The 15,833-nt window shown below is 59.5% G+C and carries 14 protein-coding genes; 11 read left to right on the forward strand and 3 right to left on the reverse strand.

Going from position 1 to position 15,833, the window contains the following annotated elements:
• Window positions 1-109 precede the first annotated feature (109 nt).
• Window positions 110-1,252 carry a hydrogenase expression/formation protein HypE gene (hypE, locus tag CHU70_RS06760; protein ID WP_049172775.1) on the forward strand — a complete coding sequence of 381 codons (1,143 nt, stop codon included), beginning with the start codon at window positions 110-112 and terminating at the stop codon, window positions 1,250-1,252.
• Here the strand turns inward: hypE and CHU70_RS06765 are convergent.
• Window positions 1,249-3,657 carry a carbamoyltransferase HypF gene (locus tag CHU70_RS06765; RefSeq protein WP_147719158.1) on the reverse strand — a complete coding sequence of 803 codons (2,409 nt, stop codon included), beginning with the start codon at window positions 3,655-3,657 and terminating at the stop codon, window positions 1,249-1,251. The genes hypE and CHU70_RS06765 overlap by 4 nt on opposite strands.
• 76 nt (window positions 3,658-3,733) lie before the next feature.
• On the opposite strand from CHU70_RS06765, the gene CHU70_RS06770 reads away from it, so the two are divergent.
• From CHU70_RS06770 to CHU70_RS06795, 6 genes are all read left to right on the forward strand, one after another.
• Complete coding sequence (locus tag CHU70_RS06770; protein ID WP_081636710.1) at window positions 3,734-4,051, forward strand: hydrogenase maturation nickel metallochaperone HypA; 318 nt, start codon at window positions 3,734-3,736, stop codon at window positions 4,049-4,051.
• A 16-nt stretch (window positions 4,052-4,067) separates the two neighbouring features.
• Window positions 4,068-4,886, forward strand: coding sequence for a hydrogenase nickel incorporation protein HypB (gene hypB, locus CHU70_RS06775; protein ID WP_147719157.1), 819 nt, complete (start codon window positions 4,068-4,070; stop codon window positions 4,884-4,886).
• A gap of 334 nt (window positions 4,887-5,220) precedes the next feature.
• Entirely contained in the window at window positions 5,221-6,459 is a 1,239-nt protein-coding gene (locus CHU70_RS06780) for a hydrogenase small subunit (protein ID WP_016422185.1), read from the forward strand.
• A gap of 13 nt (window positions 6,460-6,472) precedes the next feature.
• Entirely contained in the window at window positions 6,473-8,221 is a 1,749-nt protein-coding gene (locus CHU70_RS06785) for a nickel-dependent hydrogenase large subunit (protein ID WP_016422186.1), read from the forward strand.
• Window positions 8,218-9,486, forward strand: coding sequence for a Ni/Fe-hydrogenase, b-type cytochrome subunit (gene cybH, locus CHU70_RS06790; RefSeq protein ID WP_016422187.1), 1,269 nt, complete (start codon window positions 8,218-8,220; stop codon window positions 9,484-9,486). The genes CHU70_RS06785 and cybH overlap by 4 nt, the downstream gene beginning before the upstream one ends.
• A 61-nt stretch (window positions 9,487-9,547) precedes the next feature.
• On the forward strand, window positions 9,548-10,132 hold the full coding sequence (locus CHU70_RS06795) for a hydrogenase maturation protease (protein WP_049191165.1): 585 nt from the start codon (window positions 9,548-9,550) through the stop codon (window positions 10,130-10,132).
• Here the strand turns inward: CHU70_RS06795 and CHU70_RS06800 are convergent.
• Window positions 10,129-10,488, reverse strand: a complete 360-nt coding sequence (locus CHU70_RS06800; protein ID WP_172954599.1) for a hydrogenase maturation nickel metallochaperone HypA — start codon at window positions 10,486-10,488, stop codon at window positions 10,129-10,131. The genes CHU70_RS06795 and CHU70_RS06800 overlap by 4 nt on opposite strands.
• A gap of 40 nt (window positions 10,489-10,528) precedes the next feature.
• On the opposite strand from CHU70_RS06800, the gene CHU70_RS06805 reads away from it, so the two are divergent.
• The gene (locus tag CHU70_RS06805) at window positions 10,529-11,866 is read left to right on the forward strand and encodes a nickel-dependent hydrogenase large subunit (RefSeq protein WP_147719156.1); all 1,338 of its coding nucleotides are present in this window, start codon (window positions 10,529-10,531) and stop codon (window positions 11,864-11,866) included.
• 21 nt (window positions 11,867-11,887) lie between these two features.
• Complete coding sequence (locus CHU70_RS06810; RefSeq protein ID WP_016422191.1) at window positions 11,888-12,148, forward strand: HypC/HybG/HupF family hydrogenase formation chaperone; 261 nt, start codon at window positions 11,888-11,890, stop codon at window positions 12,146-12,148.
• Here CHU70_RS06810 and CHU70_RS06815 read toward each other — a convergent pair.
• Window positions 12,145-13,779, reverse strand: coding sequence for an LCP family protein (locus CHU70_RS06815; protein WP_370449627.1), 1,635 nt, complete (start codon window positions 13,777-13,779; stop codon window positions 12,145-12,147). The two genes, CHU70_RS06810 and CHU70_RS06815, sit on opposite strands and share 4 nt — an antisense overlap.
• 135 nt (window positions 13,780-13,914) lie before the next feature.
• On the opposite strand from CHU70_RS06815, the gene rfbD reads away from it, so the two are divergent.
• Window positions 13,915-14,889, forward strand: a complete 975-nt coding sequence (gene rfbD, locus CHU70_RS06820) for a dTDP-4-dehydrorhamnose reductase (protein WP_070545744.1) — start codon at window positions 13,915-13,917, stop codon at window positions 14,887-14,889.
• Between the two features lie 11 nt (window positions 14,890-14,900).
• Entirely contained in the window at window positions 14,901-15,824 is a 924-nt protein-coding gene (locus tag CHU70_RS06825) for a glycosyltransferase family 2 protein (protein WP_048731652.1), read from the forward strand.
• Window positions 15,825-15,833 lie beyond the last annotated feature (9 nt).

The following is a 15,833-nucleotide window of genomic DNA, read 5'->3' on the forward strand; positions in this document are numbered from 1 at the left end:
TTGCAATACTTATCGAGACTACCATCAGAGGCAGCGAACCTCGTTTTCGAAGGACGAGTGACGCAAGCAGTTTTGTCCGCCACCAGCTGTGAAGTTAGGGATAGTGAGCATGCAGCCGAAGAATCGTCTGAACACCAACGAAGCCAAGGTAAACACCAATATTGGTCGCGTTCGGGCACGTCCGTTCAGGCTTCTCGACGATTACGTCACCTTGCAACACGGCTCCGGTGGAAAGGCCTCCGCAGCTCTGGTTGAACAGGTCTTTTTCGACGCCTATGGCAATGAAATTTTAGGGCAGGGTGGCGACTCCGGGCTGTTCGCTGCCGAAGCCGTCGTCGAGGCTGCGGCAGCTTCTGCACATGGTGGGGCGCGGTTGGCAATGTCCACCGACTCCTATGTGGTCAATCCCATCGAGTTCCCGGGCGGCGACATCGGGGATTTGGCCGTCAACGGCACGATTAACGATCTGGCGGTAGCTGGAGCCAGGCCCCTGGCGCTGACCGCATCGTTCATTCTGGAAGAGGGGCTGGAGATTGCGACTCTGCGCCGCATTGTGGCGAGTATGCGCGTCGCTGCCGATGCCGCAGGGGTGAGCATCGTCGCCGGCGACACCAAGGTTGTGCCGAAGGGCGCAGGTGACCAGGTCTACATCACCACGGCCGGGATGGGCGTGGTCCGCGGCGACTACGCCGGTGCCGCTACGAAAGGATCTGTCTACGCAAACATCGAGGCCGGAGACCGCATCCTCGTCTCCGGTCCAATCGCCGATCACGGCATGGCCGTCATGCTCGCCCGCGGCGACTTGGCTCTGGCCGCGCCTATCGAGTCCGATACCCGTGCCGTCAACGGCCTGGTCGAGGCACTACTTGAAGCTGCCCCCGGCACTCGCTGGATGCGCGATGCCACTCGTGGCGGCCTCGGCACGGTCGCCAACGAGCTCGCCCGTGGCACCGGTCTTGGTGTCGTACTTGACGACGATTCCATTGCGGTCCGTGAAATGACCCGTGGCGCCTGTGACATGCTCGGCATAGATCCGCTCTACGTCGCCAATGAAGGCACCTTCGTCGCCGTTGTCCCCGCCGGGCAATCCGAGGCAGCGCTCAGTGCGCTCCACGCAGCCGGGGCTTCCGAGGCTTGTGATATCGGCTCCATCGAGGACGAGCCCGCCGCTTCCGTGGTACTGGTCACCGGATTCGGTGGCACCCGCATGGTGGACATGTTGGTCGGCGACCCGCTGCCGCGCATCTGCTAGACATCCATGCCCGTTGCCGCCAGCAGGCGGCCGGCCACCGCCTGACCAAGACTCAATCCGCCATCGCCCGGCGGCACAATTTGATGCTGCAACAGAGTAATGCCCTCAGCTGCAACTTCGCGCCGCAGCAGCTCCATCAACAGCGCATTATTCGCGCAACCCCCGCTGACGCCGACAACATCGGTGCCGGCTTCCTCCGCAGCCTGCACCAATCGCTTGCCGACGACACCCGCGACCCCACCGTGAAACACAAATGCGGCCTGCTCAGCGTCAGGCGAAGCTACCGCTTCCCGAATGACGTCCTGGAAGGGCACTGGCTTGGTCTCTGAACTGACCGCTCCAAGCGCTTCCGCATGTGACCTCACGTAGCGAGTCGCCGCTGCCTCCAACTCCATGGCCGCTTGCGCCTCGTAGCTGATGGCTCCGCCACCGCGCCAGCGAGGAAGCAGCAGTGCTGCGGCGGCATCGAATATGCGGCCGAGAGATGAAGTTTGCACTGTGCCAACTCCCGTCGCCAACTGGCTTTTAACCAGGGCTACTTCGCGCTCGTTGGAGAGGTTGCGCACAAGGTGGTCGTCGTTAAGCTCCCATGCGTGAGTGAGACCGAGGGCGAGCCGCCACGGGTGTGTGACGGCGCGATCTCCGCCGACCAACGGGAAAGTGGGGCAGTGCCAGGTGCGTTCCCAGTTTGCGGAACTGCGACTGAGCGTGAGGATCTCGCCGCCCCAGATGGTGCCATCAGTGCCGTAGCCGGTGCCGTCGAGGGTGGCGACGACGGCGCGACCCGCATTGGGGGAGAGGAGACGGTGCTCCGCGAGTAGGGAGAGCGCGTGTGCGAAGTGGTGCTGAACTGCGAGGAGTTCGATGTCGTGCTCGGCGGCGAAGCGTTCGGCGAAGGCGGTAGTGGCGTAGCCCGGATGAAGATCGCAGACGACAAGATCCGGGGTCGCATCGCGCATGGAAAGGAGCTGGTCAACTGCTCTCTGGTAGGCCTTCTGGCTGGCCCACGAACCCATGTCGCCAATGTGCGCGGAGACGTGAGCGAGGTCCCCATGCGCGATAGCGAAAGTGTTCTTCAGCTCTCCGCCGGTCGCGAAAATGGTGGGTTGGGACGTGTTCCGGGCGCTGGTGCCAGGGCCAGTGTCAGTGCCAGGGCCAGGGCCAGTGTGGCTACGAGAATCGGTGGGCGTGATTGAAACGGGGACGGGAGCGAAGCCGCGGGACCGGCGTGATGGGGCGGTGCCGATGAAAACCGAATCTTCAACGGGTACGTGGATTTCGCGGTCGTGGAGGATGAAAGCGTCGGCGATGTGACCGAGTTTCTTCAGCGCATCGACATTGTCGGTACACACGGGCTCGCCACTGAGGTTGCCGCTGGTGACCACGAGCGGGCGATCGCAAAGCAGCAGGTGAATGCCTGAGTACGGAAGCATAATCCCGAAGCTGTCGAGGCCCGGTGCGATGAGATTGGAAAGCGGCCCCGACCGCTGCTTCGGTGCAATCACAATCGGTGCCTCAGGGGAGTCGAGGAAACGCTTCTCCTGCTCAGTTAACTCAACCAGTTGGGCAGCAGTGTCAACAGTGGGGGCCATTACCGCCAACGGTTTGTCGGGTCGACGTTTGCGCATCCGTAGTTTCTCGCAGGCAGCGTCATTGGTGGCATCGCAGACCAGGTGAAAACCACCAATACCTTTGACGGCGAGCAGGGCGCCGTCGTCAAGCAGTGCGTGTGCGCGACGAAAGAGCGCGAGAACCTCCTCGCGGGAGGTGGCGGTGGTGGTGCCGCCTGCATCGTGCCAGCTCAGACGCGGGCCACAGTCGAAGCAGCTGATTGGCTGAGCGTGATAGCGGCGGTCGGTGGGGTCGGTGTACTCGCGCTCGCACGGGGTGCACATCGGAAAGGCCGCCATAGTGGTGCGCGGGCGGTCGTAGGGCAGTTCAGTGATGATGGACAGGCGCGGTCCGCAGTTGGTGCAGGAGATGAAAGGGTAGAGGTAGCGCGGGTTGGTAGGGTCGAAAAACTCACGGCGGCAGTCCGGGCACAGTGCAGTGTCGGGCGGAAGCAGTGCGCGGCCGGAGTAGCTGTGGCGAGAGGGCACGATGGTGAACTCGCGCTCATGGCCCAGTGCCGCGATGTGCTCGGCGGAGTGATTGATGATGCGGGCAAGCGCCGGCAGTTCGGTGAAAAGCTGGCTGCGGAAGGCAGCGAGGGCGTCCGACGTGCCTTCTACCTCGATGAATACGCCCTGCTCATCGTTGCCACAGAAGCCGACGAGACCCGCGCGCCGGGCGATGGTGGCGACAAAAGGGCGGAATCCGACCCCCTGGACGATACCTTCGATACGCCAGCGAATGCGTTGAATGCTCGTACCCATCCCCGCCCCGGTCGCGCCTGCCTTTTCCATGCATTCAACTTTACGTAAGCGGCTCGGGTCCGTTCGCACTGCTAGTTTGGAGATTGTGCACGAAGTAGCGTTGAGCATGCAGTTAGCGAAGGTTGTCACGAGAGCAGCCGAAGGTCGAACTGTACGCACTGTGCACCTGCGGATAGGCGCTCTACGGCAGGTTGTGCCAGAAACCCTTTCATACGCGTGGGATTTCGTCAGTCGCGATACCGGTTTGGGGGACGCGAAATTGGATATTGACTGGGTACCTGCGGTTGTCGAATGCGCGCACGGGCATCGCGAACAGGTGGGGCCACTCGACGGCCTGCTGTGCCCCACGTGTGGAAAGCCGGGACGCGTAATCTCGGGGGAAGAGTTCACAATCGTCGACATCGACGTCGACACGCACAAGTAGGAAAGACGGTTTTATCATGGGACGTTTCCACCGGCATGACGGCGATGACGCACACCACCATCACCACCATCATCATGACCACGACCATGACCACCATCACGGCCATGACCACGTTCATCTCGCCGATCCCGATGACACTAGCCACGGCGACCACTCGGGTTATGAAACCGGCGTGGAACGCGTGACCATCCTCGAGGACATCTTCAGCGAGAACGACCACCGCGCGGAGCATAATCGCGAGCTGCTTGCTGAGCATGGCGTGGAATCCATCAACCTGATGAGCTCCCCGGGTTCAGGCAAGACTGCGCTGTTGGAGAAGACACTGGCGGCTGCGCAGGGAAAGCTGCGCGTCGGCATTATCGAGGGCGATATTGAGACGGCTCTCGATGCCGACCGCCTGGAGGGTTACGGGGCACAGATTTCGCTGCTGAACACGGGCAACGGATTCGGTGGTGAATGCCACTTGGACGCCCCGATGGTCTCCCGCGCGCTCGAGGGGCTGGATCTGTCCACGCTTGACCTGGTCATGATTGAAAATGTGGGAAACCTTGTCTGTCCGGCTGAGTTTGAGGTCGGTGAGACTCGCAAGGCAATGGTCTACTCCATCACCGAGGGGGAGGATAAGCCGGTCAAGTACCCGGTGATGTTCCGCTCTGTACAGGTGGTGGTTATCAACAAGATGGACCTTGCCCCGTACCTTGACTTCGACATGGAGCTCTTCCGCGCCAACCTGGAAAAGGTCAATCCAGGCGTGAAGGTGATTGAGGTCTCCGCTAAGACCGGGGAGGGCATCGACGAATGGCTCCGTTGGGTCAACCCTGCGCTGGTTGATTAAGCGCGCGCCGGGGGCCGTCGTGAAGCAATGGGGGGCGTCACGGCATGCTTGACGACGGCCCCGTTACCCCCCCCTCGCTTCGCTCCACCTTAGTGGGGGATAGGTGATATCCCGCTGTAATCTGCGGCGGTTTTTCACGTTCACTACCTGTACCTGGAGCTATATTTACGCAACATTTATCTTGCATATTATTTTGTTATAACCGCAGCGCAGCACCATTATTCAGGTTGTTCTTAGGTCGCTATACTTGGCCATGTATAGGCAATGGGCCTTGGTAGTTGTAAAACCTCGAAACCAATATTCCTAATAACTAAGCAGAAGGCGCAGCGAAAAAATGATTAGTGGCGCGAATTGGCAGGAAGGGACCCTCGGCGAAAACCTCGCTAGAGCTGGTGTCTCACGGCGCAGTTTCATGAAGTTTTGTGGCACTATGGCGGCAATTTTTGCCGCCGGAACTCCGAATGTCGGTGAGGCTGCGGCGCAGTCACTGACTCCCTCGGCGGAGGAAATCGCAGATAAGCTCTCGGCTGTAAAGAAGCCGAAGGTGGCTTGGCTGCAGTTGCAGGAATGTACCGGATGTATGGAATCCGTATTGCGTTCCGGAGGCACCACTGCTGAAGATGTGGTGCTGAACCTGGTTTCGATGGACTACAACGAGCTGCTCATGGCACCGTCCGGGCATGCGGCTGAAAAGGCTTTGGACGACATGAATGCCGAGGATCACATTCTGGTGGTCAATGGCTCGATTCCGACCGGCGAGAACGGTGCGTACTGCACCATTGGCGGTAAGTCGGCAGAACAGGTGCTGCTCGAGGCTGCTGAGAAGGCCACGGCAATCCTGGCCGTTGGTGCCTGCGCAGTCTGGGGTTCTGTCCAGGCTGCTAAGCCGAATCCGACCGGTGCCAAGGGTGTCGATGAGATTATCAAGGACAAGCCGGTGATTAACGTCTCTGGTTGTCCGCCGATTGGTGAGGTGATTACGGCCACCCTGACGTACGTACTCACTTATGGCAAGACACCGGAGGTCGACGCTGAGGGGCGGCCAAAGTTTGCCTATGACCAGCGTATTCACGACTCCTGCCCGCGTCGCGCGCATTACGATGCCGGTCAGTTCGTGAAAACCTTCGACGACGAAGGCGCACGAAACGGCTGGTGCCTTTACGAGGTCGGCTGTAAGGGGCCATCCACGTTTAGCCCATGCCCAATCGTGCAGTGGAACCTTAAGTCCGGTTGGCCAATTGGTGCTGGTCACCCATGTATTGGCTGTACTGAGAAGGACTTCTTCGACCAGTTCACTCCGTTCTACGACAAGCTGCCGGGAATCCCGGGTATTGGAGTGGAGTCCAGCGTGAACACGGTCGGCGTTGGACTGCTGGCTGCCACTGCCGCAGGTGCCGCGGTCCATGGCGGACTCACACTGGTGAAGGAACTGAAGATAAGGCGCTCCAACGGCGAAGAAAAGGTGTTGGCTGCGTTTGGTGGTGTGGAAGGCCGGAAGCCACCGATGGTCGACCTTCCTTCAAACGCACCAGGCACGCAGAGCGAGACAGCATCCGATTCGAAGGACAACTAAGGGGGCATAGGACATGGCTACGGAAAAAGTTGTAATCGACCCGATTACCCGAATCGAGGGACACCTTCGCATTGAGCTGGAACGCGAGGGAGACCAGATCAAAACCGCGTGGAGTGAGACTACTCAGTTCCGCGGTATCGAAACCATTGTGAAAAACCGCGATCCTCGCGATGTCTGGGCATTCGTTGGTCGTATCTGTGGTGTGTGCACGGGTACTCACTCAGTGGCGTCCATTGCCGCTGTCGAAGATGCCATTGGCTCGACACCGCCCCCGCAGGCACGTCGTATTCGCGACCTGGTGATTGGCTCGCAGGAGATTCACGACCACGTCGTGCACTTCTACCATCTTCACGGTCTGGACTGGATTGATGTCACGAAGGCTCTCGAGGCAGATCCGAAGAAGACCGTTGAGTTCGCGCAGTCGATCGGCTCGACGTGGAAGGGCAACAACGAAGAAACCTTCGCCCGGGTCAAGGAGACCGTGCAGGGCATTGTGGACTCCGGCCAGCTGTCCATCTTCACCGGCGGCTACTGGGGACATGAGGACTACCGCTTGCCACCTGAGGCCAACCTGATGGCAGTGTCGCACTACCTCGACGCCTTGGCTTTCCAGCGCTCTATCATCCGCATTAACACCGTCTTCGGCGGTAAGAACCCACACCCGAACTTCCTGGTCGGAGGCATGGCGTGCTCCATCGACCCGGAACGCTCTGAGACGGTCAACCAAGTCGGCATTGATCAGATCAAGTCCTGGATCGACGAGATCGTGGAGTTCGTCAATGACTGCTTCTACCCAGATGCAGTCGCCATCATGAGCGTTTACAAGGACTACTTCGACATCGGTCGCTCCTCCGACAGCTTCCTGGCGGTAGGCATGGCCGGCGCCACTTACTCCGGCGACCCGGCTAAGTCCCGTGTCCAGACCGTGCATCCAGACATCAAGCCCGGTGTCATTCTCGACGGTGACTACACCAAGCTCCACCCATTCCAGCCGGAAAAGATCGAGGAATTCATCAACTCCGCCTGGTATACGCAGGAAGCCGGCGATGATGTCGGCCTCAAGCCGTATGACGGCGAAACAACTGTGAACTACACCGGCCCGAAGCCGCCGTACGAGTGGTTGTCGGACAATGAAAAGTACACCTGGTCGAAGGCGCCGCGTTACGACGGTCGCGCTGTTCAAGTTGGCCCGGTTGCTCGTGTGCTGTTGGCATACCTGCAGAAGGAGCCGGAGACAATGCGCCTGGTCGACGAGGTCATGGATAAGCTCGACCTGCGCATTGAGCAGATGAACTCCACTGCGGGACGCACCTACGCACGTGCTGTGGAGTCTGTGACCACCGCCAATTACTTGGCAGATCACATTTTCCCGGAGTTCGTTGAGGCCCTGAAGAACGGCGACATCGATGTCTTCGACAACAGCCGTTGGGAGCCGACCACGTGGCCGGAAAAGTGCCAGGGCGTGGGCTTCCTCGAGGTCGCTCGTGGCATGCTCAGCCACTGGGTCAAAATTGAAAATGGCAAGGTGACCAACTACCAAGCCGTGGTTCCCACCACGTGGCTGGCCGGTGGCCGTGACCCGAAGGGGCAGCTTGGCCCATACGAGCACGCGCTGGCTGGCGATGGCACACATCCGCTGGTTGATCCCGAGCAGCCGCTTGAACCACTTCGCACGATTCATTCCTTCGATCCATGTATGGCCTGCGCAGTCCACATTTTGGATCCGGCTGGTCAGGAAATGTTTAAGGTGACGACGGCATGACACCCCCAGTGAGTGAAAATCCGGAACTGCGACTAAAAGATTCCAAGGGCAACCCCCTGGTTATTGCGGTTATTGACGCACACACCAGCCACTGGTTGTCGCCATCCGAGGTCATTCAGGCCGCAGCAATTGTCCCGGACGACTCCCGCGATCCTGTCGACCTTGCGCTAAAGGTCAGCTTGCGTCGTCGTCGTGACGATCTTTTCCACCTCGACGGCACGCCACTGATGAAACTGACCCCGGATTCCTACGACCCGGCGACGCCTGACCGCCGTTACTCCATTGCCAAGGTGCACGGCCTCAACATTGCGGATCAAACGGTCGATGTCGCCATCATGCGCGGTGAATTGAATGCGGTCGTTGAGGCATCCACGATGTCCCGTGAGGAAGGCGTTCTACTTCGTCGTAACGCGAACATGCATCATGGTCGCGGGCACCGCAGCATGGGCGTCGCGCTTGCGCCCATTGACAAAGACGGAAATATCATCGGAGAGTTCATCTTCGAAGGATTCGTGGCAATGGGGCTGCGGAAACTCGACGAGGCCATTGCGGAGAACAAGAAGGGCTCCGGTTCGTGGGTCGAGGTTCACCTGTGGGGATGGGCGCTGCGCGTTCAACATTGGTTGAACCTGGCGCTGATGTTGGTGATGACCTTTACTGGCTGGTACATCATGCAGCCCTATTTGACTGAGCGCACCTATGACGGCTCGGCCGCGGGATTCGCGATGGGATATGTCCGTTTCGCGCACTTCTTAGCCGGATTCCTATGGATCGCGGTGGGGCTATGGCGTGTCATTCTGCTGTTTGTTACCCACGACCGACAAACACGATGGCGTGCGCTATGGCCGATTTATAACAAGCAGGATGTTAAAGACCTCTGGCACACGATGCAGTACTACCTCTTCCTGCGCAAGGAAGGGCCGTTCTACTTCGCACACAATCCGCTGCAGCAGCTGGCGTACACCGGCATTTACGCGATGTGTTTCATCCAGATGCTCACAGGTTTGTCGCTATACGCGATGATGGACCAGTCCAACTGGTTCTTCCAGCTGTTGGCTATGCCCACGCACTGGATTGGCATCGGCTACTTCCGCCTGATTCACACAATCATCATGTACCTGATTTGGCTCTTCGCCATCATTCACGTCTACCTGGTTATCCGCTCTGATGCGGTACACAACCACGGTGGTCTGTCCTCGATGATTGGTGGCTCTGTCTGGCTACCGCGCGGCACGCAACCGGTTGACTCTCCACGCATTGGATAGGAGATCATTGGGTAACGATAAGGTGTCCGACGCAGTCACCGGTGCTGATGCTGGCACTCCGTTGGTGACGGTTCTTGGCATCGGCAACCCCGTCATGGGCGACGACGGCATTGGTCTCGAGCTGCTGAGGCGCCTTGCCCCAGAACTGGAATCTGCAGGCATGGGGCAGACAACGCAGGCCGGGGATTCTGCGCATCTGGTCTGGTCGCCCTCCAACCTCGATGATCCTGCGAACCTCGCCGGGCGAGGGGACGAATGGACGGGTGCGGTTGCCTACATCGATGGTGGCACCTGCGGTATGGAGTTGCTGCCCATCGTGCAGGAGGCCAAGAACCTATTGTTGCTCGACGCTCTCGCTGGTCCGGGGGATCCCGGTACCGTCGTCAAGCTCGTCGGTGACCAGATCCCTAGACTATTGGCGGCAAAGCTGTCCGCGCATCAGGTCGGCTTGCTGGATTTGCTCACCGCGGCGCGACTGCTGGGGCAGGAGCCTGAGCGCGTCGGTGTGGTGGGAGTGGTCTACGAGTCTGCCGACATGGTGGTGGGGCTCAGCAACACGGCACTTGGCGGCATTGAGGAGGCGACTGAGGTTGCGCGCGAGCTCATCGACAGCTGGCTTGCCGACGAGCGCGACAGTGACGTCTAACCCTCGCCCTCAGCGCTGACCTCAATACTGGAGATTTCAAACTCGCGGCCGTGCCGCAAATCCGCAGTTGGGGTGCCGCAGACAGGGCAGGTTAGAGCATAGAATTCATCAATTTCATGCTCAGCCTCGCAGGTGGGGCAGTAGACCGTCGAGACAATGAGCTCGGCATCTAACTCGGCGCCCTCACACTGCGTCGCGGCACTGGCCACAGGCCATGCGGCGATGAGGGAATCGTAGACGACCCCGGAGCGGTCGCCCACACGCATTGACACCTTTGTCACGGTACGTCCCGGGCAGACCTCGGCAATCTTTTCCACCACGCTGGTCAACAATCCAAGCTCATGCACAGATACCATTATGGCGAAGCACTCAGCGCGAAGGAGGCGCAGGCGGACCATGTCATCCAAATCCGTTCCGGTTACCCAGCACATCCAGCTCGATGAGCTTGTTGACCCATTCGAGGCACGACTGGATGTCTATCGCGATGACAACGGCGCCATCACACAGGTGTCCTTCGACCTTTCAGGGCTGCCGCGTATCGACGGGATGCTCGTGGGCAAGCAGGCATTAGATGTGCCAGATATCACCAAGCGGCTGTGTGGCCTGTGCCCGGTTGTGCATCATCTTGCAGGTGTACGGGCGGTGGAGGACCTCTACGGGATTTCCGATATTCCCCGCACCGCACAGTTGATTCGAGAGCTGCTGGCGGCCGGGTCGACCTTGGATAATCTAGCGACCAAGTTTGTGGCCGCCGACCGCGAGGGGGCGCGGGCAATGAAGCGTGCGGGAAAAGCTCTGATGCGTGCAGCGGGGGCACCGTCGCACTTCCCGGATGTCGCCGTCCCCGGCGGTGTGCGCGCGGCAGTGGATAAGACGCTTGTTTCTGAGGCCGAAAGTGCTCTGGAGGCGCTGGCTGAGACGGCGGTAATCAAGGAAGTGGAGCTTCTTGCCGCCCCCGATGCTTCTGGTGCTTGGACGGATACTTTTGACGGTCTCGACGTCGCAGTCGTCGACGCTGACGGTGAACTTGCTCCGCTGGGAAATTACCTGGCAGTCGCGCGGCACGACACCGATACCGCAGCGCAGATTTTCCCGGCTGCTGATTGGCCTACACGTGTTCGGGAATCCCGTCCGGGCGATGCCGCTCCCAGGCCGGTGTTTGATGCCTCGAAGGAGCTGGGCAAGGATGGTTGTGAAGGTCAGCGGGCAGATTTTTACCGGGTGGGGCCGGTCTCCAGGCAGGTTGTCGTCGATAAGCGTGGAATCAGCCCACGCGACGCCCAACGCCAGCTTCTCGCCGACACCGTGGCCTGGGCGAAGCGGGTGCTTGCCGACGGGGAGCTGCTCGGCGACCATGTGTGCAATCCGAATGCTGCGACGGCGATTGAGAATGCTGACTTTGAAGGACATCGCAGTGGTGTCGGGATGATTGACGGGCCACGTGGGCTGTTAGTGCATCGTTATACGGCAGGAGCTGACGGCATCATTACGGATTGTCAGATTATGACACCGACTGCGCAGAATGAACCCTGGCTGACGCGTATGCTTACCGAGCAGCTGTGCGGTGGCGGGGAGACTGCGGGGGTCGAGAAGTCGATTTGGGCCGCTGATCCGTGCCTACCGTGTAGTTCGGCACCTGCGGGAGTGATGACATTCACGATGCAGGAACATGCCGGTGCACCTGCGGACAATATAACAACGGATAGCCCTGGTTCGGCGGACGCCCGACTGTAGTGGAGAGGACGAAGTAACACGATGTGTCTTGGAATCCCTGCCCGGGTTTTGGCAATCGCCGATGGTCCATTGCCGATGGCGACGGTGGATATGGCGGGGCAGAAGCGGCAATGCTCGGCAATGTACGTGCCTGAGCTGGTGGCAGGTGATTGGGTGTTCGTCCAGAACGGGTTCATCATGAACGTGCTGGACGAACAGGAGGCCAAGGAGGCCTTGGCCGCAATTGAGGAATATAACCTCATCGAACATGTCGCTGAGGTCTCCCCGAAGGGACGGGCCTAGTTCACGCAGGTCACGCCGGCGGCGTCGATAGCGGGGCGATCTTCCTGCGGAATTGCCCCGCCTTCCTGGCCGATGACATCGCCATTGGAACCATCTTCGACTTCAGGCGCGGGTTCGGCACCGTCGCCCGAATCAGCGGCCATTCCCTCTGATGTCAATCCCGGGCCTTCGTAGTCACCGGCAATTGTCACTGAGATGTGGTGCGGGTCGAGGTATGGATCGTGGACAATCGGTACGCCACCGAGTGCCTCAGAGATGGCCTGCGCTGCCGGATCCTCTGGGTCAGCCGCATTGATCTGGCTGGAGGCAACGCCGGCGAACTCAGCGTTGCCGACCTCGCCCTGGGTGTAGCCCTTTTCCGTTAAGAAACCTGAGACGCCGCTGGCCAAACCTTCAATGCCTGTGGCGTTGTAAACGCTGACCGTAGTTTCAGCCGCGTTGGGGTCAGCCTTCTTTTCGTCTTCTTCCTTCGCCGGAGCTTTTTCTTCCTTGGTGCCCAGCAGGGTCTCGAAGTACTTGTGAACCTGGCCCTTATCGATTGTGACCACCGACTCGCCATAGTCACCGACACCGTCAATCGAGGTCACCGGGATAGTTTCAAACTTCACGTTGCCACCACTGAGGCCCTGCATCTGGGTGGCAAATCCGGTGACATCCCAGTTGTCGTCGAGCACCACCGAACGCTGGACGGCGTTGCCCAGTTCAGACAGCTTCGCGGGATTAGACAGCGTGCCAGCGCCGAGCAGCTTATTGGTGAACGAGGCCATGAAGACCTGCTGGCGAGTAATTCGGTCGAGGTCACCGCGGGGCAGGCCGTGGCGCTGGCGGACGAATGAGAGCGCGTCGGCACCCTTCAACGTCTGTGAGCCCGCCGGGAAGTCCGCACCAGAGAACTCGTCGTAAACAGCCTCATTCAGACATACATCGACACCGCCGATGGCGTCGGTGAGCAGGACGAAGCCGAGCAGGCCAACTTCTGCGTAGTGGTCAACGGTGATACCGCTGAGGTCGCTAATGGTCTCAATCAGAGCTCTACGTCCGGCCTCGGTCGAGCGACGCTCAATGTCTTCCGGCGAGGCCCCGCTTCCTGCGAGTTCTTCTTCCACCATCTGCTTTGTATTGCCGTAGACACCATTGATCTTTGTGTTGCCTAGGCGATTGGTGTGGACATAGGTATCGCGCGGAATGGAAATTGCCGTCGCTGAAGAACCATCGGCAGGAACACGAATCACAATAATCGTGTCTGTATTCGTGGCTTCTTCGTCGCCGGCACGCAGAAGCTCAACTTCTTCCGGAGTCAGCGGGTTGCCCTGGGCATCGGTGCGGGAGTCGGAGCCGACGAGCAGAATATCGGTTGCACCGTCCTTCTCACTGCCCAGACCGAAGTCGCCACCCGAACCCAAGTTGTCGGTGGTCCTACCGAGTGTCCACCAGCCAACTGCGGAAATAACCAGGATAATGGCCGAGAGCAGCACAAGCGCATTGCGCAGCATCGGCGGCCAAGCTTGGGCGGTACTCTCTGCAGAGGACGGTGGCGCTTGAATATCGCGTGCGTGACGCGCGCGTGGCGTGTGGCTGCTCAAACCGGGGCTCCTCTTAAACCGTTTTCGAAAATATAATTTGTGCTGCATGTCTGCGTGGGCATTCCACACATCGTGGAGAGCAGTAAGCAGCTGCGGAAACTACATAAACCTTAACCGTCCAACCGTGTGCGGTTACACCTCAACACAGTGTCAATCGTATCTACGATAGTGATAAAGAAGAATATGTCCGAAATTTCAGTCTCGCATTTCGCCACTCCTGGACCAACCCACAGCAACTCGCGGCGTCCCATTGTCGCCATAACTGGCGCGGCGGGACAGCTGGGTACTGCGCTTCAGTGTGATTCTTTCGCCGCCGATGTTGAGGTGCTCGCTCTTACGCGGGCACAGTTGGATATCACTGATTCGGCTGCTGTGGAGGCAACGCCTCTGCTTGACGACGTCGACATCATCATTAACGCGGCAGCGGCGACCGATGTCGATGGCGCAGAATCCGATCCCGGTTCGGCGCACCTTATCAATGCACTTGGACCGAAGTACTTGGCGGCTCGGGCGAAAAAAGAAGGCGCGTATCTCATTCACATCTCCACCGACTATGTCTTCGGTGATGTAGCAATCGATGAGATGACGGGGCAGCGCCGAGCGCTGCGAGTTGATGATTTCACCGCGCCTCAGACTATGTATGGACGTACCAAGTTAGTGGGGGAGAATAATGTGCGTGATTCGGGTGCGCGTTTCGCTATTTTGCGCACGGCGTGGGTCTGGTCGGGGCCCACACAGCCGGAGGCCAAGGACTTCGTTTCCACGATGATGCGTCTGGCAGAGACGGCGACTGACGACAAAGGCAATCCGGCAATTATTAAGGTCGTTGACGATCAGCACGGAAACCCCACATTTGTCGGTGATCTCGCCGGAGCTGTCTGGGAGTTGTCCGAACGTGTGTTGTCCGAACCGAGCAGCGCACCGACCGGCACCTTCCATGTCACGGGCAGCGGTGAGGCGACATGGTTCGAGGTGGCTCGCGAAGTGTTTCGGCTCACCGGTCACGATCCGCAGCGTGTGGTGGCTTGTACCAGCAGTGAGTTCCCACGTCCGGCCCCACGTCCGGCCTGGTCCGTGTTGGATGGTTCGGCATGGAGTGAGGTAGGTCTACATGCGCTTCCGGAGTGGCAGGACACTTTGCGGGCAGTCCTGACCTAGGGTCTAGGTTTGTGATTGAAACCTCGAATTCCCCGCAACCCTCGCAGCTTCCGCTCGGTGTGGTCACCGTGACCTTTTCGCCCGGTGAGCACCTGAGCAAGCTGGTGGATTCGCTGGGCCCCGCCGCCAGTGCCTCCACGCGTCTGATTATGGCCGACAACGGCTCGACGGATGGTTCCGTGGAGAAGGAAGAAGCTCGGGCCAAGGAGACCGGAGCGGATGTTCAGCTTCTGCGCACCGGCGGCAACATTGGCTATGGCGCGGCCGCCAACCGTGGCATTGCGGAGCTGGGGCGGGCTCGCCGTGCTGGTGAAATCAATCCTGATTACGTCATGCTGGTCAACCCTGACGTGGTGTTTGCCCCTGGCGCAATCGATGTTCTGTTGGAATGCGCGCAGCGCAATCCCAAAGCTGGAGCGATTGGTCCGCTGATTCGCGAGGCGGATGGCAGCGTGTACCCGTCGGCACGCGCGGTTCCTAAACTTGTCAGTGGTATCGGACACGCGCTGCTTGCCGATATCTGGCCTACTAACCCTTTCTCACGTCACTACCGGGATGACACGGATATGGATCGTGAGCGATCGGCGGGATGGTTGTCGGGTGCATGCCTGCTGCTGCGGTGGGATGCGTTCGACCAGATTGATGGCTTTGATACCCGCTACTTCATGTACATGGAGGACGTGGATTTGGGTGACCGACTGGGCAAGGCCGGTTGGAGCAATATTTTCTGTCCCCGTGCAGAGATTCGTCACGCGCAGGGCCATTCTGCCAGTAAGCACCCAGAAATTACCGTAAGGGCCCATCACGAGTCGGCATACCGTTTTATGTCAGATCGCCTGCCGGGGCCGGCGCTGGCACCTGTGCGACTGGCATTGCGTTTGGGGCTGTTCCTGCGTGGCAAAGTCATAATCGCGGTCAAAAAGCGTAGGAATTAATTAACTGTT

It is taken from the genome of Corynebacterium sp. LK10 (genome assembly GCF_008042455.1).
Taxonomy (GTDB): Bacteria; Actinomycetota; Actinomycetes; order Mycobacteriales; family Mycobacteriaceae; genus Corynebacterium; species Corynebacterium jeikeium_D.

What these genes read in the sequence shown, in the direction of transcription:
- hypE (WP_049172775.1), top strand. Translation starts at nt 110, where the DNA reads ATGCAGCCGAAGAATCGTCTGAACACCAACGAAGCCAAGGTAAACACC.
- CHU70_RS06765 (WP_147719158.1), bottom strand. Translation starts at nt 3,657, where the DNA reads ATGGAAAAGGCAGGCGCGACCGGGGCGGGGATGGGTACGAGCATTCAA.
- CHU70_RS06770 (WP_081636710.1), top strand. Translation starts at nt 3,734, where the DNA reads ATGCAGTTAGCGAAGGTTGTCACGAGAGCAGCCGAAGGTCGAACTGTA.
- hypB (WP_147719157.1), top strand. Translation starts at nt 4,068, where the DNA reads ATGGGACGTTTCCACCGGCATGACGGCGATGACGCACACCACCATCAC.
- CHU70_RS06780 (WP_016422185.1), top strand. Translation starts at nt 5,221, where the DNA reads ATGATTAGTGGCGCGAATTGGCAGGAAGGGACCCTCGGCGAAAACCTC.
- CHU70_RS06785 (WP_016422186.1), top strand. Translation starts at nt 6,473, where the DNA reads ATGGCTACGGAAAAAGTTGTAATCGACCCGATTACCCGAATCGAGGGA.
- cybH (WP_016422187.1), top strand. Translation starts at nt 8,218, where the DNA reads ATGACACCCCCAGTGAGTGAAAATCCGGAACTGCGACTAAAAGATTCC.
- CHU70_RS06800 (WP_172954599.1), bottom strand. Translation starts at nt 10,488, where the DNA reads ATGGTATCTGTGCATGAGCTTGGATTGTTGACCAGCGTGGTGGAAAAG.
- CHU70_RS06805 (WP_147719156.1), top strand. Translation starts at nt 10,529, where the DNA reads ATGTCATCCAAATCCGTTCCGGTTACCCAGCACATCCAGCTCGATGAG.
- CHU70_RS06810 (WP_016422191.1), top strand. Translation starts at nt 11,888, where the DNA reads ATGTGTCTTGGAATCCCTGCCCGGGTTTTGGCAATCGCCGATGGTCCA.
- CHU70_RS06815 (WP_370449627.1), bottom strand. Translation starts at nt 13,779, where the DNA reads ATGCAGCACAAATTATATTTTCGAAAACGGTTTAAGAGGAGCCCCGGT.
- rfbD (WP_070545744.1), top strand. Translation starts at nt 13,915, where the DNA reads ATGTCCGAAATTTCAGTCTCGCATTTCGCCACTCCTGGACCAACCCAC.